Raw genomic sequence first — 17,184 nt, forward strand, 5'->3', positions numbered from 1 at the left:
CTCCTTATAGCGCCGCGATGATCGCCGCGCCCATCCCCTGCGTCGAGAGCGTGCCGCCAATGTCGCGCGTGCGCGCGCCGCCGGTCAGCGCCGCGTCCACCGCCGCCTCGACCCGGTCCGCCGCAGCGCTATCGCCGAGGCTGAAGCGCAGCGCCATCGCGAAGCTGAGGATCGCGGCGCAGGGGTTCGCAAGGCCCTGCCCCGCGATGTCGGGCGCGGAGCCGTGGATCGGTTCGTAAAGGCCGGGCTTTCCCGCTTCGCCGATCGCCGCCGAGGGGAGCATACCGAGCGAACCGGTGAGCATCGCCGCCTCATCGGAGAGAATGTCGCCGAACAGATTGTCGGTGACAATCACGTCGAACTGCTTGGGATTCTTCACGAGCTGCATCGCCATGTTGTCGGCAAGCATGTGGCTGAGTTCCACATCAGCGTATTCCGCCTTGTGCAGCGCGATCACCTCCTCCTTCCAGAGCAGGCCCGATTCCATCACGTTCGACTTTTCCGCCGAGCAGACGCGGTTGGAGCGGCCGCGCGCAAGTTCGAATGCGGTCCGCGCCACGCGGCGGATCTCGGACGAGGTATAGACCTGCGTGTTGACGCCGCGCCGTTCGCCGCCGCCGATGTCCTCGATGCCGCGCGGCGTGCCGAAATACACGCCGCCGACGAGTTCGCGCACGAACAGGATATCGAGCCCCTCGACGAACTCGCGCTTCAGGCTGGACGAGTCGGCGAGCGCCGCGAAGCAGCGCGCCGGGCGGAGATTGGCGAAAACGCCCATTTGGGAGCGGAGGCGGAGAAGCCCCGCTTCGGGCCGCTTGTCAAAGCTCTGCCCCGCCCACTTCGGCCCACCGACCGCGCCCATCAGCACCGCATCGGAACCGAGCGCACGCGCCACCGTCTCGTCGGTGATCGGAACGCCAGTGGCGTCGATGGCCGCACCGCCGAACAGCGCCTCCTCCGTCGCAATGTCGAGCGCAAGCGCCGCGATCAGCCGCTTCACCTCCCCGATCACCTCCGGGCCGATACCGTCGCCGGGAAGCAGGAGCAGTGATTTCGTCATGGCGAAGCCTTTCGGATACGAAGCTGTGTTGGAAGAGAAACGAGCGTCAGGCAGCCTTCGCGGCGCCTGCGATCCACGGCTGATCGGCGGCGATCTTCGCCTCGAACGCGGCGATGTCCTTGTCCATCGCCTGCGTCAGGCCGATCTCGTCGAGGCCGTTCAGCAGGCAGTGCTTGCGGAACGGGTCGATTTCGAAGGCGAAGCGGTCCTGATAAGGGGTCGTCACGACCTGGTTTTCGAGGTCGACCGTGATCTCGTCGGTCTCGGCGATCTCCATCAGACGGTCGATCTGCTCCTGCGGCAGCGCCACAAGCAGCATCCCGTTCTTGAACGCGTTGCCCGAGAAGATGTCCGCGAACGACGGTGCGATCACGACGCGGAAGCCCATGTCGGTGAGCGCCCAGGGCGCGTGCTCGCGGCTGGAACCGCAGCCGAAATTGTCGCCCGCGATGAGCACGGGCGCGCCCTTGTGGCGCGGCTGATCGAAGATGTTGTCCGGGTTCTCGCGGATCGTCGCGAAGGCGCCCTTGCCGAGGCCCGCGCGCTGGATGGTCTTCAGGAAGCGCGCCGGAATGATGACGTCGGTGTCGACGTTCTTGGCGCCGAACGGCACGGCGATGCCGGTCAGGGTCTTGAAGGCATCCATCAGGCGGCTCCCATCAGCTGGCGCACATCGGTGAGGCGGCCGGTGACGGCGGCGGCAGCCGCCATCGCGGGCGACATCAGGTGCGTGCGCGCGCCCGGCCCCTGCCGACCGACGAAGTTGCGGTTGGAGGTCGATGCGCAGCGCTCGCCCGCGGGCACCTTGTCTGGGTTCATGCCGAGGCACATGGAGCAGCCCGGCTCGCGCCAGTCGAAGCCCGCCTCAATGAAGATGCGATCGAGCCCCTCGGCCTCCGCCTGCCGCTTGACGAGGCCCGAGCCCGGCACGACCAGCGCCTGCTTGATATGGCCCGCGACGTGGCGCCCCTTCGCCACGGCAGCGGCGGCGCGCAGGTCTTCGATGCGGCTGTTGGTGCAGCTGCCGATAAAAATGTTCTGCACCTCTACGTCCTCAAGGCGCGTACCCGGTACGAGGCCCATGTAGTCGAGGCTCTTCCGTGCGGCGTCCTGCTTGGTGGGATCGGCGAAGCTCGCGGGCTCCGGCACAATGCCGGTGATCGGCACGACATCCTCCGGGCTCGTTCCCCACGTCACCAGCGGCGCGATCTTCGTGCCGTCGATGACGACGCTCTTGTCGAAGCGCGCGCCGGGATCGGAGACGAGCGTACGCCAGTAGGCAACCGCCTTCTCCCAGTCCGCGCCCTTCGGGCTCCTCGGCCGGTCCTGGAAATAGGCGAAGGTCTTCTCGTCGGGCGCGATGAGGCCAGCGCGGGCGCCGCCCTCGATCGCCATGTTGCACACGGTCATGCGCCCTTCGACCGACATCGCCTCGATCACGGGTCCGCGATATTCGATGACGTGGCCGGTGCCGCCGCCCGTGCCGGTCTCGCCGATCACCGCCAGCGTCACGTCCTTGGGCGTCACGCCGTGGCCGAGGCTGCCGTCGACGCGGACCTCCATGGTCTTCGCGCGGCGCAGCAGAAGCGTCTGCGTTGCGAACACATGCTCGATTTCCGACGTGCCAATGCCAAAGGCGAGCGCACCGAACGCGCCGTGCGTCGCCGTGTGGCTGTCGCCGCAGACGACGGTTGTGCCCGGCAGCGTGAAGCCCTGTTCCGGCCCGATCACGTGCACGATGCCCTGCCGCGCGTCGTTCATCTCGATCAGCTCGACGCCGAAGTCTGCACAGTTCCGCGTAAGCGCGGCAAGCTGCGCGACGCTCTCGGGATCGGTGATCGGCTCGAAGCGATGGTTCGTCGGCACGTTGTGATCCGGCACCGCGAGCGTCAGGTCCGGGCGACGCAGACGGCGGCCCGCCGTACGCAGCCCTTCGAAGGCCTGCGGCGTCGTCACTTCGTGGATGAGGTGCCGGTCGATGAAGATGAGCGCGGTGCCGTCGTCGCGCTCGGCAACAACGTGAGCGTCCCAGATCTTCTCGTAAAGCGTGCGCGGAGTCTGTGTCATGCGCGCGGAATTAGGCGATGATGCGCGGGAGCGCAACGGGCGGCGCCTCACATTCTTAGAATGCTATGCATAGCGGAAACGGAAAGGGCCGCGCCGGTCGCCCGGCACGGCCCTTTCGAACGGCTGGGAACGCTTTACTGGGCGCTCTCGCGCGTGTCGCGGCGCTCGGCGATACGCGCCGATTTGCCGCTGCGGCCACGCAGGTAATAGAGCTTCGCGCGGCGGACGGCACCGCGGCGCACGACCTCGATCGAATCGACGTTCGGCGAATAGAGCGGGAAGACGCGCTCGACGCCCTCGCCGAAGCTCACCTTGCGAACGGTGAAATTGGAGCTGACGCCCTTGTTCGAGCGCGCAATGCACACGCCCTCGAAGTTCTGGATGCGGGTACGCTCGCCTTCGACGACGCGCACGCCGATGCGGAGCGTGTCACCAGGGCGGAATTCCGGAATGGTCTTGCCGGCGGCAAGCTTTTCAATCTGCTCGGCTTCGAGCTGCTGGATGAGGTTCATCTCATTCGTCCTTCTCACGCCGCGCGCCAGAGGGCTCGCCGACCCGAACGCCACCATGGCGCTCCCATAGGTCCGGCCGCCTTAGCCGTGTATCGGTCTCTGCCCGGCTTTGACGCCAGGCCCCGATCCGCGCATGATCCCCCGATCGCAGCACTTCGGGGATCGTGCGCCCTTCCCAATCATTGGGTCGGGTATATTGCGGATATTCGAGGAGGCCGCTTTCGAAGCTTTCCTCGGTTCCGCTCGAAGCGGCGCCCATTACGCCGGGAACGAGCCGAATGCAAGCGTCAAGCAGCGTCAAAGCCGCCATTTCTCCGCCGGAGAGCACATAGTCGCCGATCGAGACCTGTTCGATGGGCCGCGCCTCGAACAGCCGCTCGTCGATGCCCTCGAAGCGGCCGCAAAGAATGGAAACGCCCGGCCCCGCCGCCAGCGACCGCACGCGTGCCTGGGTGAGCGGCGTACCGCGCGGCGTCATCGCGAGGAGGGGAACATCCGGGTGGCGTGCCAGAACGTCATCCACTGCACGCGCCAGCACGTCCGCGCGCATCACCATGCCGGCGCCGCCGCCCGCGGGCGTATCATCGACAGACCGGTGCTTATCCGTCGCGAAGTCCCGGATCTGCACCGTTTCCAGCGACCACAGCCCCTCGCCGAGTGCACGGCCCGCAAGGCTGTGCCCGAGCGGCCCGGGAAACATCTCCGGGTAGAGCGTGAGAACGGTGGCGGCGAAGGTCACGGCTGCGGCGAATCGAAACGCAGCGCCTGCAGCGTCGGCGGCAACGTCGGCGCGAGCAAGAGCTGCCCGCCGAGCGCGCCCTTCTCGCACGTCCAGCGGAAGCTCGCCGAAAGCGCCCCAGTGGCGCGCAGCGATTCGACAGCGGTGCACGCGCCTGTCCGCGCCTTCAGCCGCGCGAACTCGCGTGCCCAGTTTTCGGCGGACCGATCGAGCGGGAAATTCATGGCAAGCCGCCCATCGAGCGGGGCGAGTGAGCCGGCGGCATAGGCAGCGCGCGCCGCCTCGTGCATCGCGGCCACCGCGTCGCTCACCGGCGTTTCCGCCGGGCGGATGGCGCCCGCCCGCGCCATGGCCCAAAGCGACTGCCAGACGGGAACCGCAGGCGCCTGATACGTGCGGCTCGCAAAGCCGAACGCCGCCGTGCCCGTCTCCGGCGCGAGCACGACAAAACTGCCGTAGCCCGGATAGCCCCCGCCATGCGCGAGGGTGAGACCGAGATCGCAGTCCGGCGAGGCGCGCAGGCCCATGCCGTAGGCGACCGCGTGCACGCATTTGTCGTCCGCGGGGGCGCCGGGGCGCGGCATGATTCGGACGAAATTGAGGCCCTGCGCCATCTCGCGTACCGTGGCGCGGCGCACTGGCCCCGTCTCCGCCCCGCTACGCGGCGGCCACGCCGAAAGCAGGAACGACACCCACTTCGCATAGTCGTTCACGGTGGTGTGAAGGCCGCCCATGGCGCCGAACGTGCCGTCGCGCATCGACGGTTCCTCAACCCACTGATCGTTTTCCCAGCGGTAGCCGACGGCGAGCCGGTCCTTGGGCACATCGGCGATCTCGTAGCCGGTGTTCATCATGCCGAGCGGGGTGAGGATCATCTGCCGGATATAGGCCTGATAGGACATCCCGGAGACGTTCTTGATGATGCGCCCAAGGAGGGCGTAGCCGAAGTTCGAATATTCGTGCTGCATCTGCCCGGTGCGGCTCCACGGCACGCCCGCCGCGATCATGCGCGTGAACTCCGCTTCGCTCAGCACCTGCTGGCGGTCGCCCCACGGATCGTCGGTGACGAACCCGGCAACGTGCTGGAGGAGGTCGCGCACCCGGATGCGCGGCGCATCCGTGGTCGGGTAGGTCCAGCCCTTCATCTCGGGCACGTGCGTTTCAGCAAGATCATCGAGCGAAAGCTTGCCCGCATCGCGCAGCGACAGGATCGCAAGCGCCGTGAATGCCTTGCTCATCGAGGCGATGCGGAAGCGCGTATCCGCCGTTACCGGCCGCTTGCCGCCGATTGTCTGCACGCCCCACGTGCCCTGGTGCACGATCCTGCCGTCCTTCACGACGGCATAAGCGAGCCCCGGCACCGGCGTGCGCTCGCGGTAGGCCGCGAAGGCCGCATCGATCTCGGCCGTGACGCTTGCAGGCAAGGTCCCCTGCTGCACGACCGGCTCATGCACCTGCGCGATCACGGGCGGCGCTGCGACAAACATGAGGACGGCGGCAGCGATGGCGTGACGGTGCATGAACTTTCCCCCTCGACCGAACGCCGACAGGACTAATCGACGAAGACTGCGCTGACCACCATTCGCTGATCGTCCCAGTGCGGAACCGCTTCGGGGCGCAGCGGCACCATGAAGCGCTTGCCGTCCGGGCGTTCGATTTCGATCACGTCGCCCGCGCCGAAATTTTCCACCGCCGCAACCTTGCCGAGCGGCTTGCCCGCATCGGATTCGACGGCGAGGCCGATCAGATCGAAATGATAATATTCGCCTTCACCAAGCGGCGGCAGGGTATCCCGGCCCACAGTAAGCTGCGTGCCGCGCAGCGCCTCTGCGGCGTTGCGGTCGGGCACTTCGGCGAAGCGGGCGATGACGCCTTTCGGCGTGGCCTTCGCCGCCTTCAGGGTCAGCGTGCGGCCGTTCGCCTCGAAGCTCTTGAAGGCGCGGAAGCTCTCGAAACTCTCCGAAAAGAGCTTGAGCCGCACCTCGCCGGTCACGCCATGCGCACCGGTGACGGCGGCAAGCGTGACGCGGCGTTCGGACATGTCTTACGCAGCCGTCTCGTCGGCAGCCGGAGCCTCTTCGGCAGCGGCTTCGGGAGCGGCTTCAGCAGCAGCTTCCTCGGCCGGAGCCTCGGCAGCCACTTCAGCGGGTGCTTCTTCCTCGGCCGGCGCGTTGGCGGCGGCTTCGGCTTCGGCAGCCTTCGCGGCGCGCTCCTCGGCGCGTTCCTTGGCCTTCTCGCCCGGCTCGGCCTTCTTCGGGTTGTTCTTCGCGGTGCGCTTCATGAGGCCGGCGGCATCGAGGAAGCGGGCAACACGGTCAGACGGCTGCGCGCCGACCTTCAGCCAATGCGCGGTACGCTCGGCATCGAGCTTCACGCGCTCGCCCGAATCCTTCGGCAGCAGGGGGTTGTAGGTGCCGAGGCGCTCCAGATACTTGCCGTCGCGCGGATTGCGCGAATCGGCGACGACGATGCGGTAGACGGGGCGCTTCTTGGCGCCGCCGCGGGCGAGACGGATGGAAATAGCCATTTTCTTCGTTTCCTTGCTTGAACTGAATTCTAACGCTTGAACTTGTCGAAGCCGGGCGGAAGCTGCGGCATGCCGCCTCCCCCCAATCCTCCGAGACCACCAAGGTCGGGGAGACCCCCGCCCATTTTCCCCATGAGACCGGCGAGCCCCTTCATGCCGCCCATCTTCCGGATCTTCTTCATCGCCGTGGACATTTCCTGGTGCATCTTCAGGAGCTTGTTCACCTCCTGCACCGTCGTCCCCGCGCCGTTCGCGATGCGAATCTTGCGCTTCGCGTTCAATAGTTCGGGCTTGCCGCGCTCCTTCGGCGTCATGGAGAGGATCACCGCCTCCATGCGGCCGAGCAGCTTGTCGTCGGCGCCCGCCTTCTCGGCCTGCGCGGCGAGCTTGCCCATGCCGGGAAGCATCCCGATCAGACCCGCCATGCCGCCCATCTTCTTCATCTGCTGAAGCTGCGAGCGCAGGTCGTTCATGTCGAACTGACCCTTGGCGAGCTTCGCCGCCATGCGCTCGGCGTCTTCCTGCTCGATCGTCGCCGCCGCCTTCTCGACGAGGCTGACGACGTCGCCCATGCCGAGGATGCGGCCGGCAACGCGCTGCGGATCGAACGCATCGAGCGCATCGAGCTTTTCGCCGACGCCGACGAACTTGATCGGCTTGCCGGTGACATGCCGCATCGAAAGCGCCGCACCGCCGCGCGCATCGCCGTCCATACGGGTAAGCACGACGCCGGTGAGATCGACCTGCTTCGAGAAGTTCTCGGCGACGTTCACCGCGTCCTGACCCGTCAGCGCATCGACGACGAGCAGGATTTCCTGCGGCACCGCCACGGCGGCAACGCTCTGCATCTCGGCCATCAGTGCAGCATCGACGTGAAGGCGCCCCGCCGTGTCGAGCATCAGCACGTCGAAGCCCTGCAGCTTCGCAGCCTGCATGGCGCGGCGGGCGATATCGACCGGCTGCTGCCCGGCGATGACCGGCAGCGTCGCGACCTCGGTCTGCTCGCCAAGCACGCGGAGCTGCTCCTGCGCAGCCGGACGGTTGACGTCGAGCGAGGCCATCAGGACCTTCTTGCGGTCCCTTTCCTTCAGGCGCTTCGCGATCTTCGCGGTCGTCGTCGTCTTGCCCGAGCCCTGGAGGCCGACCATCATCACGACAGCGGGCGGCGTGACATCGAGCTCAAGCCCTTCGGCATCGCCGCCGAGCATGGCAGCAAGCTCGTCGTGGACGATCTTGACGACCTGCTGGCCGGGCGTGACCGAGCGCGTGACTTCAGCGCCGACGGCGCGCTCGGTCACCTTGTCGATGAAGCTCTTGGCGACGGGCAGCGCGACATCGGCCTCCAGAAGCGCGACGCGGACCTCGCGCATCGCTGCGCGCACGTCCGCCTCGGTCAGCGCACCGCGACCGCGAAGACGATCGAAGACACCGCCAAGACGCTCTGAAAGGCTTTCGAACATCCAACTTCCCTATGCCGGACACCCCAACGCAAAACGCGCCGGCGGGCGAACCTTCGCTGACCGGCGTGCATCCGTGGACGCGTCTCGTACTCGCGCTTTTCAAGAAAAAGCGGGGTTTCCCTAGGCGCGGGATGTCCTGATGTCAATGCCCGGACGTGTGTTGCTTAGCCGCAACACGTGCCGGACCATCCGCCCGACGTGTGCAACCCGAAGTCGTGCCCAGGGGTTTATGCCACTGTCGCGGCACAGGCTTAGGGGCACTTTGGTCCAGCGGCGCGTGTTCAAGCCCGGCGTGCGGCCCCACCGCACGTCCCAAGCGTAAGAGGTATTTCCATGAAACTCACCCTGATCGCGGCGCTTTGCGCCGCCACCCTTCCGTTCGCCGCTGCCAATGCGCAGGAAGCGCCGGACGGCAGCCGTGCGTTCGGCATCGAGCCCTATGTGGGTATCGGCGGCGGTTGGCACGATTTCGACACCGGCAACAAAGGCCTGCTGCAGACGCAGGGCAGCGCCAAGGGCGCGCTGGTGACCGGCTTCGCGGGCGTCAACGTGCCGCTCGGCATGTTTGTCGTCGGCGCGGAAGGCAATGTCGCCAAGGGCTTCAGCGACATCGACTGGGAATACGGTGTTACCGGACACCTCGGCCTTCGCATCGGCGAAAGCGGTATGATCTTCGGCCGCGCCGGTTATCAGTGGGTCAACACCGAGATCGGCGATGATCGCAACGAGCTTTACGGCTTCGGTATCGAGGTCGGCCCGAAGGAGATTGGGCTCGGCGGCATCACTGGCGAAAGCGGCGTGCGTCTACGCCTTGCTGTCGATACGTTCGACGTGTTCCAGAGCATCCGCCCGACCGCGGCAGTCGTGTTCCACTTCTAGTGAGCGTAACGGCGCCGTGGACGCCTTCGGGCGTTTACGGCGCCGACCGGCAGGGCTGGATATCGATCGGGCGCGGGCGTGGTTTGGTCGCCGCGTAAATCGCGAGATACGACTTGCCGTCCAGCTCGTGTAGCGCCTGCCGTTCGAAGCCGATCGCCAGCACCTCGCAGTCGAGCAGCCAGGGCGGCGTTCCGTGGCTGCGCGTCGGCCGGTCTGCATCGACGATGCCGACGAGGGCGCCCGGCTTCAGGCTGGTGCGCAGGTTCCAGAGCAGCTCGTAGGGATTCTCGATCTCGTGGTACATGTGCACGAGAAGCGCGCGATCCAGGCTTTGCGGCGGCAGTTTCGGGTCGCCCGGCGTGCCGAGCACCACCGATACGTTGCTGAACCCCTCGGCGTGCACGCGGCCGCGCAGATCGTTCACGGTGTTACTGAAAATATCCTCGGCATAGACGCGGCCGGCATTACCCACGCGGCGCGAGAGGTTCACCGTATAGTAGCCGCGCCCCGCGCCGATATCGGCAACGACCAAGCCGGGCGCGATGCCCATCAGGTCCATCACACGGCGTGCCTCACCCGCCTGCTCGCGGCTTTCCTCATCGGAAAACTGGGCGCTGACGATCTCGGCGACCGGCCGCTCGACGGACGGAAAGCTGTGCTCGCCGGGCGGCGGCGGTGGCGCGGGCGGGGCCTTGCAGGCCGCAAGCACGACGAGGCAAGACAGCAGGAGGACGCGGCGATTCATTCTGCTCTGTCTACCGCGAACGGCGCCGCGCAGGCAATCCGAGGGGTGCGCGCATGGACTTGGGGCCCGCGAATCCCTAAATGCGGCGCCATGACTCGCCCGTTTCTCAAGATGCACGGCCTCGGCAACGACTTCGTCGTATTCGATGCGCGCCGCGATCCGCTGTCGCTGACGGTAGCGCAGGTGCGCGCCATCGCGGACCGCCATACCGGCGTCGGCTGCGATCAGCTGATCGTGATCGAGCGATCCGACCGCGCCGATGCGCGTATGCGGATCTGGAACGCTGACGGCGGCGAGGTGGAGGCATGCGGCAACGCATCCCGCTGCGTCGCGCAGGTGATCGGGGCCAATGCCGTGATCGAGACCGCGGGCGGACAGATCGAGGGCACGGCGACGTCGGACGGCGCCAGCATCGACATGGGCGCCCCGCGCTTCGGATGGGACGAGATCCCGCTCGCCTACGCGATGGACACGCTGCACATGCCGGTCGGCTGGGAAACGCTGGAGAACCCGGTCGCGGTCAACGTCGGCAATCCGCATGTCGTGTTCTTCGTGCCGGACGCGGACGCGGTTGACCTGGAGCGACTGGGGCCGATCATCGAGCATGACCCGCTGTTTCCCGCGCGCATCAATGTGAACGTCGCAAGCATCGTTTCGCGCGAACACATCCGCCTGCGCGTGTGGGAGCGCGGCGTCGGCCTGACACGCGCCTGCGGCACCGGGGCCTGCGCCACCGCGATCGCGGCGATGCGGCGCGGACTCGTGGGCCGCGACGTGACGGTGACGCTACCCGGCGGCGACCTTTCGATCGCGTGGCGGGATGATAACCACATCGTCATGACCGGCCCGGCGACCACCGCCTTCACGGGCGAGATCGACCTTGAGGCCTACGCTTGAGCGACCATCAGGTCATCAATCTCGGTTGCCGCCTCAACATTTATGAAGGCGAGATCATCCGGCAGCATCTCGCCGCCGCCGGGGATGCGGATACCGTCGTCATCAACAGCTGCGCCGTCACCGGCGAGGCGGTGCGGCAGGCACGGCAGGCGATCCGGCGGCTGAAGCGCGAGCGCCCGGAGGCGCGCGTTATCGTGACGGGCTGCGCGGCGCAGGTGGAAGCGGCGGCCTTCGCGGCAATGCCCGAGGTTTCCCGCGTCGTCGGCAATGCCGAGAAGCTGGACGCGGCTGCGCTGCTCGGCGGCGAGCGTGTCCGCGTCGGCGACATCATGGCGGTGCGCGAAACGGCACCGCACCTGCTGGACGGCTTTGCCGCAAACACACGGGCCTTCGTGGAGGTGCAGAACGGCTGCGACCACCGCTGCACATTCTGCATCATCCCCCACGCACGCGGCAATTCGCGCAGCGTCCCCGCCGGCCTCGTTGTCGATCGTATCCGGCGGCTGGTGGACGGCGGCGCGCAGGAGGTGGTGCTGACCGGCGTGGACCTCACCTCCTACGGCCCGGACCTGCCCGGGAGTCCGACGCTCGGCAGCCTCGTGCAGCGTATCCTCACCCACGTGCCCGCGCTCGCACGCCTGCGCCTGTCCTCGATCGATTCGATCGAAGCCGACCCGGCGCTCGTCGAGGCGATCACCGGCGAGGCGCGCGTGATGCCGCACCTGCACCTGTCGCTGCAATCGGGCGACGACATGATCCTGAAGCGCATGAAGCGCCGACACAGCCGTGCCGACGCCGTGCGCTTCGTGGAAACCGTGAAAGCGAAGCGCCCCGAAATCGCCATCGGCGCCGACATCATCGCCGGTTTCCCGACCGAGACCGACGACATGTTCGAAAACTCGCTGCGCCTGATCGAAGACTGCGACATCGTGTTCGGCCACATCTTCCCCTACTCCGCGCGCACCGGCACACCCGCCGCGCGGATGCCGCAAGTTCCCGTACCCGTCCGCAAGGCACGCGCCGCACAGCTGCGCGAGGCCGCCGCGCGAAGGCTCGCCGCCCACCTCGCAGCGCAACAGGGCCGCGCCATCGACATGCTCGTGGAGAAGGACGGGCACACCGGCCACGCCGCCGATTTCACGCCCGCCGTGCTCGACCTGCCCGCGCTGCCGGGTAGCATCGTGCGCGCACGCGTCACTGGCGCGGAGGCCGCGAGGCTGCTAGCGACCCCGGCGTGAACGAAGAACAGGCAGAACAGGCAGAGCCCAAGGGCTGGCTCGCGCGGCTCCGCGCCGGGCTGCAGCGTACATCCGGGAAGCTCGGCGAGAATCTCGCGGGGCTCGTTTCGAAGCGCCCGCTCGACGACGCGATGCTCGAGGAGATCGAGGAGGCGCTGATCGCGTCTGACCTCGGCCCCGCCACCGCCGCGCGCATCACCGCCAAGCTCGCCGCCGACAAGTTCGACCGGCAAGTGACCGACGACGAAGTGAAAACGGTCGTCGCCGCCGAAGTGGCAGCCGTGCTCGCGAAGGTGGCGCACCCCATCGAAGTGACGGCCTTCCCGCGCCCGCACGTGATCCTCGTCGTCGGCGTCAACGGATCGGGCAAGACCACGACCATCGCCAAGCTCGCGCATCTGTTTCAGGAGCAGGACTATTCGGTGATGCTGGCGGCGGGCGACACGTTCCGCGCCGCCGCGATCGAGCAGCTCTCGATCTGGGGCGGGCGGCTGGGTATCCCGGTGGTTTCCGGCAAGGTCGGCGGCGACGCCGCTGCACTCTCGTTCGAGGCGCTGACGAAGGCGCGCGCGGCTGGCGCGGACGTGCTCATCATCGACACCGCCGGGCGCCTGCAGAACAAGGCGGGGCTGATGGACGAGCTCGCCAAGATCAAGCGCGTGCTGAAGCGCCAGATGGAATCCGCGCCGCACGACGTCGTGCTCGTGCTTGACGCGACCACGGGGCAGAACGCGCTCAGCCAGATCGACGTGTTCAAGGAAGTCGCGGGCGTCACCGGACTCGTGATGACGAAACTCGATGGCACCGCGCGGGGCGGCGTGCTCGTCGCGGCGGCGGACCGGGCGAAACTCCCTGTTCATGCGATCGGCGTAGGAGAGCGCATCGACGATCTCCGTCCGTTCGATCCGCACGCCTTCGCGCGCGCGCTGGCGGGGATCGATCAGGGGGAAGGACGGTAATGGCTGACGAAAAGGAAAAGGCTTCATCGCTGCGGGTGGCGCTCGATTTCGGGCCGCTGCTCGTGTTCTTCGCGGTGAACAGCCTTGCCCCTGGCGACGACGTCAATCAGGCGGTGTGGGCGACAAGCGCGTTCATGATCGCGACCGCCATCGCCATGATCGTTTCCAAGATGAAGACGGGTCGCATCAGCCCGATGCAATGGTTCACCGGCATAATTGTGGCGGTGTTCGGCGGCATGACGATCTATCTGCGCGACCAAAGCTTCTTCCAGATCAAGACGACGATCATCTACGCGATGTTCGCCGCGATCCTCTTCTTCGGCCTGCTGACAGGGCGCCCCCTCCTCAAGCTCGTGATGGAGAGCGGCTTTCCGGCAATGGACGACCACGGCTGGAAGAAGCTGACACGCAACTGGGCGCTCTTCTTCCTCGCGATGGCGATCCTCAATGAAGGCCTGCGCGCCTACCTCACCTTCGACCAGTGGGTCGCCTTCAAGGTGTGGGGCGTGCTCGTGATCTCGATGATTTTCGCAGCGTCACAGGCACCGATCCTGATGAAGCATGGCAAGGACGAGGGACGGGAGTAGATCAGTCGGCGAACGGGATTCCGGCATGTTTCATCGAAACGATGCCCGCATATTTCCATTTCGCCGTCCGATCCCGGGCCTGTTCGGCACGTTTTATCGCAGCATCCAACCCGCGCAACGGAGGCATCCAGCCACGGCGCACCGCATTTTCACCAAGCCGCAGCGCCCAGTATCCGCGCAACACATAATGCGCGGGCGCGCCGTCAAAACTGTCTGCCGGATGGGAACTGGTGGTTGCCACCCATCGCACAAAACCCGCGCGATCCCGATAAGGCATTGTACCCTTTACGAGCAAAGGGAAGCCTGAGCCGGTTCCGGCTCCGTAAAAGCCCTGGGCGCCGCCGATCTCACCGAACCGCAGCACGAAGTTTTCAGCGATGCGTTTCATGAGCTCGGATTCGCCCGCTGACGCCCAGAGGTAGGCGGCCTCAGGTCCGTAAGCCTGGATCATGAAATTCGAGTAGGCATTGTCCTGATCCAGATCGATTCCACGAAAGATCGAGGATGACTTTGCGTTCGGATTGCGCCCAGCATCCATACTTGCGAGCTGCGATTTCCAACCCGCCCACATCTCCGCGCTCATTTTTTGCGCCCGCGACTTTGGCCAGAAGATGTTGCCCCGCTCCGAGGACAGGTTCGCCGCGATGTCCCGCAATTTCCACATTGCCGAAAACTGGTTGAGCGTCGTACGCTGATACCCGAAACGCGGCAGATATTTTCCGGGCGTGCGCCTATAGTTACTGGCCAGAGCATACGCCATGATCGCCTGCTGCAAGAGCGCCGCGCGCGGATCGCCCGTGGCAAGCCAGTAAGCGTATCCATGATTGAACAGGTGCGCTTCATCGCGACCGTGCGTGTAGCCTTTGCCAGCTTCGGCCTTGATCTCGGCAAGATAAGGATAGTCTGCCGGCGCGATCCATTTACCCTCATCTCCATAAGTATCGGCGCCTTTGGCGGTGCCTTCGTTCGTATACGGGCGATCCCCGGGAAAGGGCAGCTGCGGGTCGCGCATCTGATGACCACGATCTGACCAGATCACGAGGTTCGGTAAAGACAGTCCGTACAGGGTCTCGACGCGCGCCCGTTGCGCGGCACTGCTAAACGCGCCGCCATCACGATCAAGCGCAGCAGCAATCATCCGCGCATCTGTTTCAGAGAGAAAACCCCGCGAGGATGCGGCCTCGCCGCCCTGCCCCGAAACGATACCGATCGCATTGACCGAGGACGAACGTCCGTAGATGCGATCAGGACGATAGAGATCGGTCTTGCCATTCCCCCGCCATCTGGGCTCACGAACAAATCCTTCAAACGCGCGCGCGCCGTAAGGCAGAACGCGTCGAGTAGACACGCCATTACGTAGCCGTTCCATCGACGGCGTTACGGGTTCGCCTGTGTCAGCGCATTTCATGGAACCGGGCAGCGCGGAGATGGCAATGGTTTCGCCGTCCACCGTGAACGCATGACGGCTTTCGTCAATCGTGGCTTCGCGCGGCGCCCGGACAATGCATAGTGAATACCAGTCGGGCTTCTGTCGATAGGTGAAAAGATAAATACGCAGATCGGCAACGCGGCCGAGATCAGCCACCGGCCACTCGCCAGTCGGCGTGCGGATCACATCGAGGGGCTTCACGGCCAGGCGTTTGCCGTCGATCGCGACCGACACGGGGAAGGCGAACGCCACGCCGGGAATCAATGCGCCGGCGACAGCAGGCAGCAGAAGTCGTTTGAGAACCGTAGCAAGACCGCGGAAAAACGTCATCGGAAACGTGTGGCATCTTGCCCGGTATCGGGCAAGATGCCGTGTCCTGCGGTCTAGAAATTGACCGCTGCGTGCTTCCACCCGACAACGCCCGTATCTTTGGTAGGCGCAGCCTTCGATCGCGCTGCCTCCATCTTCAGGATGGCGTCGTCCAGACCGGGAACAGCGCTCATCCAGCCACGGCTTACGGCATCCTTCGCAAGCTTCAACGACCAGTACGCACGCTGCACCGTATGTTGCGCCGCACCCTCGAAACTGTCGGCAGGTAGCACATTGCCGTCGTTCGTCCAGGCGACGAAGCTGTCGACATCGGTATAGGGCATTACTGTACCCTCCAGAATCTTGAAGCCCGAGCCAGAGCCTTTGCCATATACGCCGCGGGTTCCGCCGATCCGGCCAAAGCGGACGACCATGTTCTCCGCAATGCGCTTCAACATCGCAGGCTCGCCTCTCGATGCCCACAGATAGGCGGCTTCGGGGCCATAACCCTGGATCATGAAGTTCGAGTACGCAGAGTCCGTATTAATATCCACACCCCGGAAGATCGAGGACGATCGCTGATAGACGCTTGTACCGGTATCCATCGCTGCGAGCTGCGTCTTCCAATCCGCAAGGACGTCGTCCACCATTTTTTGGGCGCGGGCCTTGGGCCAGATCATGCTGCCGTTGGAACTGCTCGCGTTCTCGGCCACATCCTGCAGTTTCCACGCGGCGGTCCACACGTTCATCGTGTTTCTCTGATAGCCGAACCGCGTGCGGTAGCGGCCGTCGCTATAAGCGCCTTGATAAACGCTCGCGAGCGCATAGGCGGCAATCGCCTGTTGCAGGATCGCCGCGCGCGGATCGCCCGTGGCCAACCAGTACGCATAGCCGTGGTTGAACAGGTGCGCCTCGTCCCGCGCGTGGGAATAACACGTGCCCGCGGTCGCAGAAATTTGGCTCAGCCAGCTATAAGCGGCGGGCGCGCACCATTCGCCTTCGTTACCGAAGTTGTCGAACTTCGTGCTGGTGCCCTCATTGACGTAAGCCTTGTCACCGCTGAACGGAATCTGCGGATCACGCAGCAGATTATGGTTTTCGGACCAGATCGCGAGGTTCGGCAGACTGAGGCCGTAAAGCGTCTGAACACGGTTCTGCTCGGCCGCATCATTGAACACGGCGCTGTTGCCTGCGAGCGCCGCGGCGATCATCACGGCGTCGTCGCCGGAAATGAACCCGCGCGACGATCCGTATTCGCCACCCGCGCCGGTGACGGCGTAGGCGATGGCATTGTTCATGCCGGATTTTCCGTAAATGCGCCCCGGAACATAGCCGATCTCGTTCTCGGCGGTGCGCTCCGTCGCCAGCGCGGGCGATTTCGCCCAGCCCGCGAAGGCCGCGCTCGAATACGGTAGCACGCGCTTCGCGGTGACCGCGGCGCGGAGGCGGTCCATCGAGGGTGCGATCGGCTCGCCGTTGTCGATGCACTTCATGCTGCCGTTCAGCACGGAGAGCGACGTTTCGACACCGCTGACGGACAGCGCATAGCTGCGCTCGCCGACTGAGGTGTCGCCCGGCACCGCATAGCGGACGATGCAGACGCTCCACCACGTCGGGCGACTTGCAAGACCGAACAGATAGGCGCGGCCGCCGCTGACGGGACCCAGATCGCTGACGGGCCAAGTGCCGGTGGGCGTAGTGATCGTGTCGATCGAAGTCGCGGACAGCCGCGTGCCTGACAAGGACACGGTGACTGGACCCGAGGGCATCGCCGGA

Annotated in this window: 17 protein-coding genes; 5 read left to right on the plus strand and 12 right to left on the minus strand. The window is 65.8% G+C overall.

Features of this window, described 5'->3' with window-relative positions:
* Positions 1-4: 4 nt before the first annotated feature.
* The 9 genes from leuB to ffh form a co-directional block, all read right to left on the minus strand.
* Complete coding sequence (leuB, locus tag H2052_RS13230) at positions 5-1,060, minus strand: 3-isopropylmalate dehydrogenase (RefSeq protein WP_293782433.1); 1,056 nt, start codon at positions 1,058-1,060, stop codon at positions 5-7.
* A gap of 46 nt (positions 1,061-1,106) precedes the next feature.
* Positions 1,107-1,706 (minus strand): 3-isopropylmalate dehydratase small subunit, encoded by a 600-nt coding sequence (gene leuD / locus H2052_RS13235; protein ID WP_293782435.1) that lies wholly within the window; start codon positions 1,704-1,706, stop codon positions 1,107-1,109.
* Complete coding sequence (gene leuC / locus H2052_RS13240; protein ID WP_293782437.1) at positions 1,706-3,127, minus strand: 3-isopropylmalate dehydratase large subunit; 1,422 nt, start codon at positions 3,125-3,127, stop codon at positions 1,706-1,708. Before leuC ends, leuD begins: the two co-directional genes overlap by 1 nt.
* A 134-nt stretch (positions 3,128-3,261) precedes the next feature.
* Positions 3,262-3,639 (minus strand): 50S ribosomal protein L19, encoded by a 378-nt coding sequence (gene rplS, locus H2052_RS13245; protein WP_293782439.1) that lies wholly within the window; start codon positions 3,637-3,639, stop codon positions 3,262-3,264.
* A 1-nt stretch (position 3,640) separates the two neighbouring features.
* Positions 3,641-4,378, minus strand: a complete 738-nt coding sequence (trmD, locus tag H2052_RS13250; RefSeq protein WP_293782441.1) for a tRNA (guanosine(37)-N1)-methyltransferase TrmD — start codon at positions 4,376-4,378, stop codon at positions 3,641-3,643.
* The gene (locus tag H2052_RS13255; protein ID WP_293782443.1) at positions 4,375-5,898 is read right to left on the minus strand and encodes a serine hydrolase domain-containing protein; all 1,524 of its coding nucleotides are present in this window, start codon (positions 5,896-5,898) and stop codon (positions 4,375-4,377) included. The genes trmD and H2052_RS13255 overlap by 4 nt, the downstream gene beginning before the upstream one ends.
* Positions 5,899-5,930: 32 nt before the next feature.
* Complete coding sequence (rimM, locus tag H2052_RS13260; protein ID WP_293782445.1) at positions 5,931-6,419, minus strand: ribosome maturation factor RimM; 489 nt, start codon at positions 6,417-6,419, stop codon at positions 5,931-5,933.
* A 3-nt stretch (positions 6,420-6,422) separates the two neighbouring features.
* Positions 6,423-6,905, minus strand: coding sequence for a 30S ribosomal protein S16 (gene rpsP / locus H2052_RS13265; RefSeq protein WP_293782447.1), 483 nt, complete (start codon positions 6,903-6,905; stop codon positions 6,423-6,425).
* 29 nt (positions 6,906-6,934) lie between these two features.
* A complete protein-coding gene (gene ffh / locus H2052_RS13270) occupies positions 6,935-8,365 on the minus strand; it encodes a signal recognition particle protein (protein ID WP_293782449.1) in 1,431 nt (476 codons plus the stop codon).
* Between the two features lie 333 nt (positions 8,366-8,698).
* Between ffh and H2052_RS13275 the strand changes: the two genes are divergently transcribed.
* Positions 8,699-9,244, plus strand: coding sequence for an opacity protein (locus tag H2052_RS13275; RefSeq protein WP_293782451.1), 546 nt, complete (start codon positions 8,699-8,701; stop codon positions 9,242-9,244).
* Between the two features lie 34 nt (positions 9,245-9,278).
* On the opposite strand, the gene H2052_RS13280 is transcribed toward H2052_RS13275, so the two are convergent.
* The gene (locus H2052_RS13280; RefSeq protein WP_293782453.1) at positions 9,279-9,989 is read right to left on the minus strand and encodes a methyltransferase domain-containing protein; all 711 of its coding nucleotides are present in this window, start codon (positions 9,987-9,989) and stop codon (positions 9,279-9,281) included.
* A gap of 90 nt (positions 9,990-10,079) precedes the next feature.
* Between H2052_RS13280 and dapF the strand changes: the two genes are divergently transcribed.
* From dapF to ispZ, 4 genes are read left to right on the plus strand one after another with little or no spacing between them, the layout of a single operon-like run.
* The gene (gene dapF, locus H2052_RS13285; protein WP_293782455.1) at positions 10,080-10,886 is read left to right on the plus strand and encodes a diaminopimelate epimerase; all 807 of its coding nucleotides are present in this window, start codon (positions 10,080-10,082) and stop codon (positions 10,884-10,886) included.
* A complete protein-coding gene (gene mtaB, locus H2052_RS13290; RefSeq protein WP_293782457.1) occupies positions 10,883-12,124 on the plus strand; it encodes a tRNA (N(6)-L-threonylcarbamoyladenosine(37)-C(2))-methylthiotransferase MtaB in 1,242 nt (413 codons plus the stop codon). Before dapF ends, mtaB begins: the two co-directional genes overlap by 4 nt.
* Positions 12,121-13,083 (plus strand): signal recognition particle-docking protein FtsY, encoded by a 963-nt coding sequence (gene ftsY / locus H2052_RS13295; protein ID WP_293782459.1) that lies wholly within the window; start codon positions 12,121-12,123, stop codon positions 13,081-13,083. Before mtaB ends, ftsY begins: the two co-directional genes overlap by 4 nt.
* Complete coding sequence (ispZ, locus tag H2052_RS13300) at positions 13,083-13,670, plus strand: septation protein IspZ (RefSeq protein WP_293782461.1); 588 nt, start codon at positions 13,083-13,085, stop codon at positions 13,668-13,670. Before ftsY ends, ispZ begins: the two co-directional genes overlap by 1 nt.
* Before the next feature lies 1 nt (position 13,671).
* Here the strand turns inward: ispZ and H2052_RS13305 are convergent, their stop codons facing one another.
* Both H2052_RS13305 and H2052_RS13310 read right to left on the minus strand, forming a co-directional pair.
* Positions 13,672-15,429 carry a hypothetical protein gene (locus H2052_RS13305; protein ID WP_293782463.1) on the minus strand — a complete coding sequence of 586 codons (1,758 nt, stop codon included), beginning with the start codon at positions 15,427-15,429 and terminating at the stop codon, positions 13,672-13,674.
* A 53-nt stretch (positions 15,430-15,482) separates the two neighbouring features.
* Entirely contained in the window at positions 15,483-17,177 is a 1,695-nt protein-coding gene (locus H2052_RS13310; RefSeq protein ID WP_293782465.1) for a hypothetical protein, read from the minus strand.
* Between the last annotated feature and the right edge of the window lie 7 nt (positions 17,178-17,184).

The sequence above is a fragment of the Sphingosinicella sp. genome (genome assembly GCF_013911755.1).
Lineage (GTDB): Bacteria > Pseudomonadota > Alphaproteobacteria > Sphingomonadales > Sphingomonadaceae > Sphingosinicella.

Bases quoted from the DNA above. Each gene is read 5' to 3' on its own strand.
- dapF (WP_293782455.1), top strand. From the start codon at position 10,080: ATGACTCGCCCGTTTCTCAAGATGCACGGCCTCGGCAACGACTTCGTC.
- H2052_RS13310 (WP_293782465.1), bottom strand. From the start codon at position 17,177: ATGCCCTCGGGTCCAGTCACCGTGTCCTTGTCAGGCACGCGGCTGTCC.
- rplS (WP_293782439.1), bottom strand. From the start codon at position 3,639: ATGAACCTCATCCAGCAGCTCGAAGCCGAGCAGATTGAAAAGCTTGCC.
- rimM (WP_293782445.1), bottom strand. From the start codon at position 6,419: ATGTCCGAACGCCGCGTCACGCTTGCCGCCGTCACCGGTGCGCATGGC.
- rpsP (WP_293782447.1), bottom strand. From the start codon at position 6,905: ATGGCTATTTCCATCCGTCTCGCCCGCGGCGGCGCCAAGAAGCGCCCC.
- leuD (WP_293782435.1), bottom strand. From the start codon at position 1,706: ATGGATGCCTTCAAGACCCTGACCGGCATCGCCGTGCCGTTCGGCGCC.
- ffh (WP_293782449.1), bottom strand. From the start codon at position 8,365: ATGTTCGAAAGCCTTTCAGAGCGTCTTGGCGGTGTCTTCGATCGTCTT.
- H2052_RS13305 (WP_293782463.1), bottom strand. From the start codon at position 15,429: ATGACGTTTTTCCGCGGTCTTGCTACGGTTCTCAAACGACTTCTGCTG.
- H2052_RS13255 (WP_293782443.1), bottom strand. From the start codon at position 5,898: ATGCACCGTCACGCCATCGCTGCCGCCGTCCTCATGTTTGTCGCAGCG.
- H2052_RS13280 (WP_293782453.1), bottom strand. From the start codon at position 9,989: ATGAATCGCCGCGTCCTCCTGCTGTCTTGCCTCGTCGTGCTTGCGGCC.
- H2052_RS13275 (WP_293782451.1), top strand. From the start codon at position 8,699: ATGAAACTCACCCTGATCGCGGCGCTTTGCGCCGCCACCCTTCCGTTC.
- leuC (WP_293782437.1), bottom strand. From the start codon at position 3,127: ATGACACAGACTCCGCGCACGCTTTACGAGAAGATCTGGGACGCTCAC.
- leuB (WP_293782433.1), bottom strand. From the start codon at position 1,060: ATGACGAAATCACTGCTCCTGCTTCCCGGCGACGGTATCGGCCCGGAG.
- ispZ (WP_293782461.1), top strand. From the start codon at position 13,083: ATGGCTGACGAAAAGGAAAAGGCTTCATCGCTGCGGGTGGCGCTCGAT.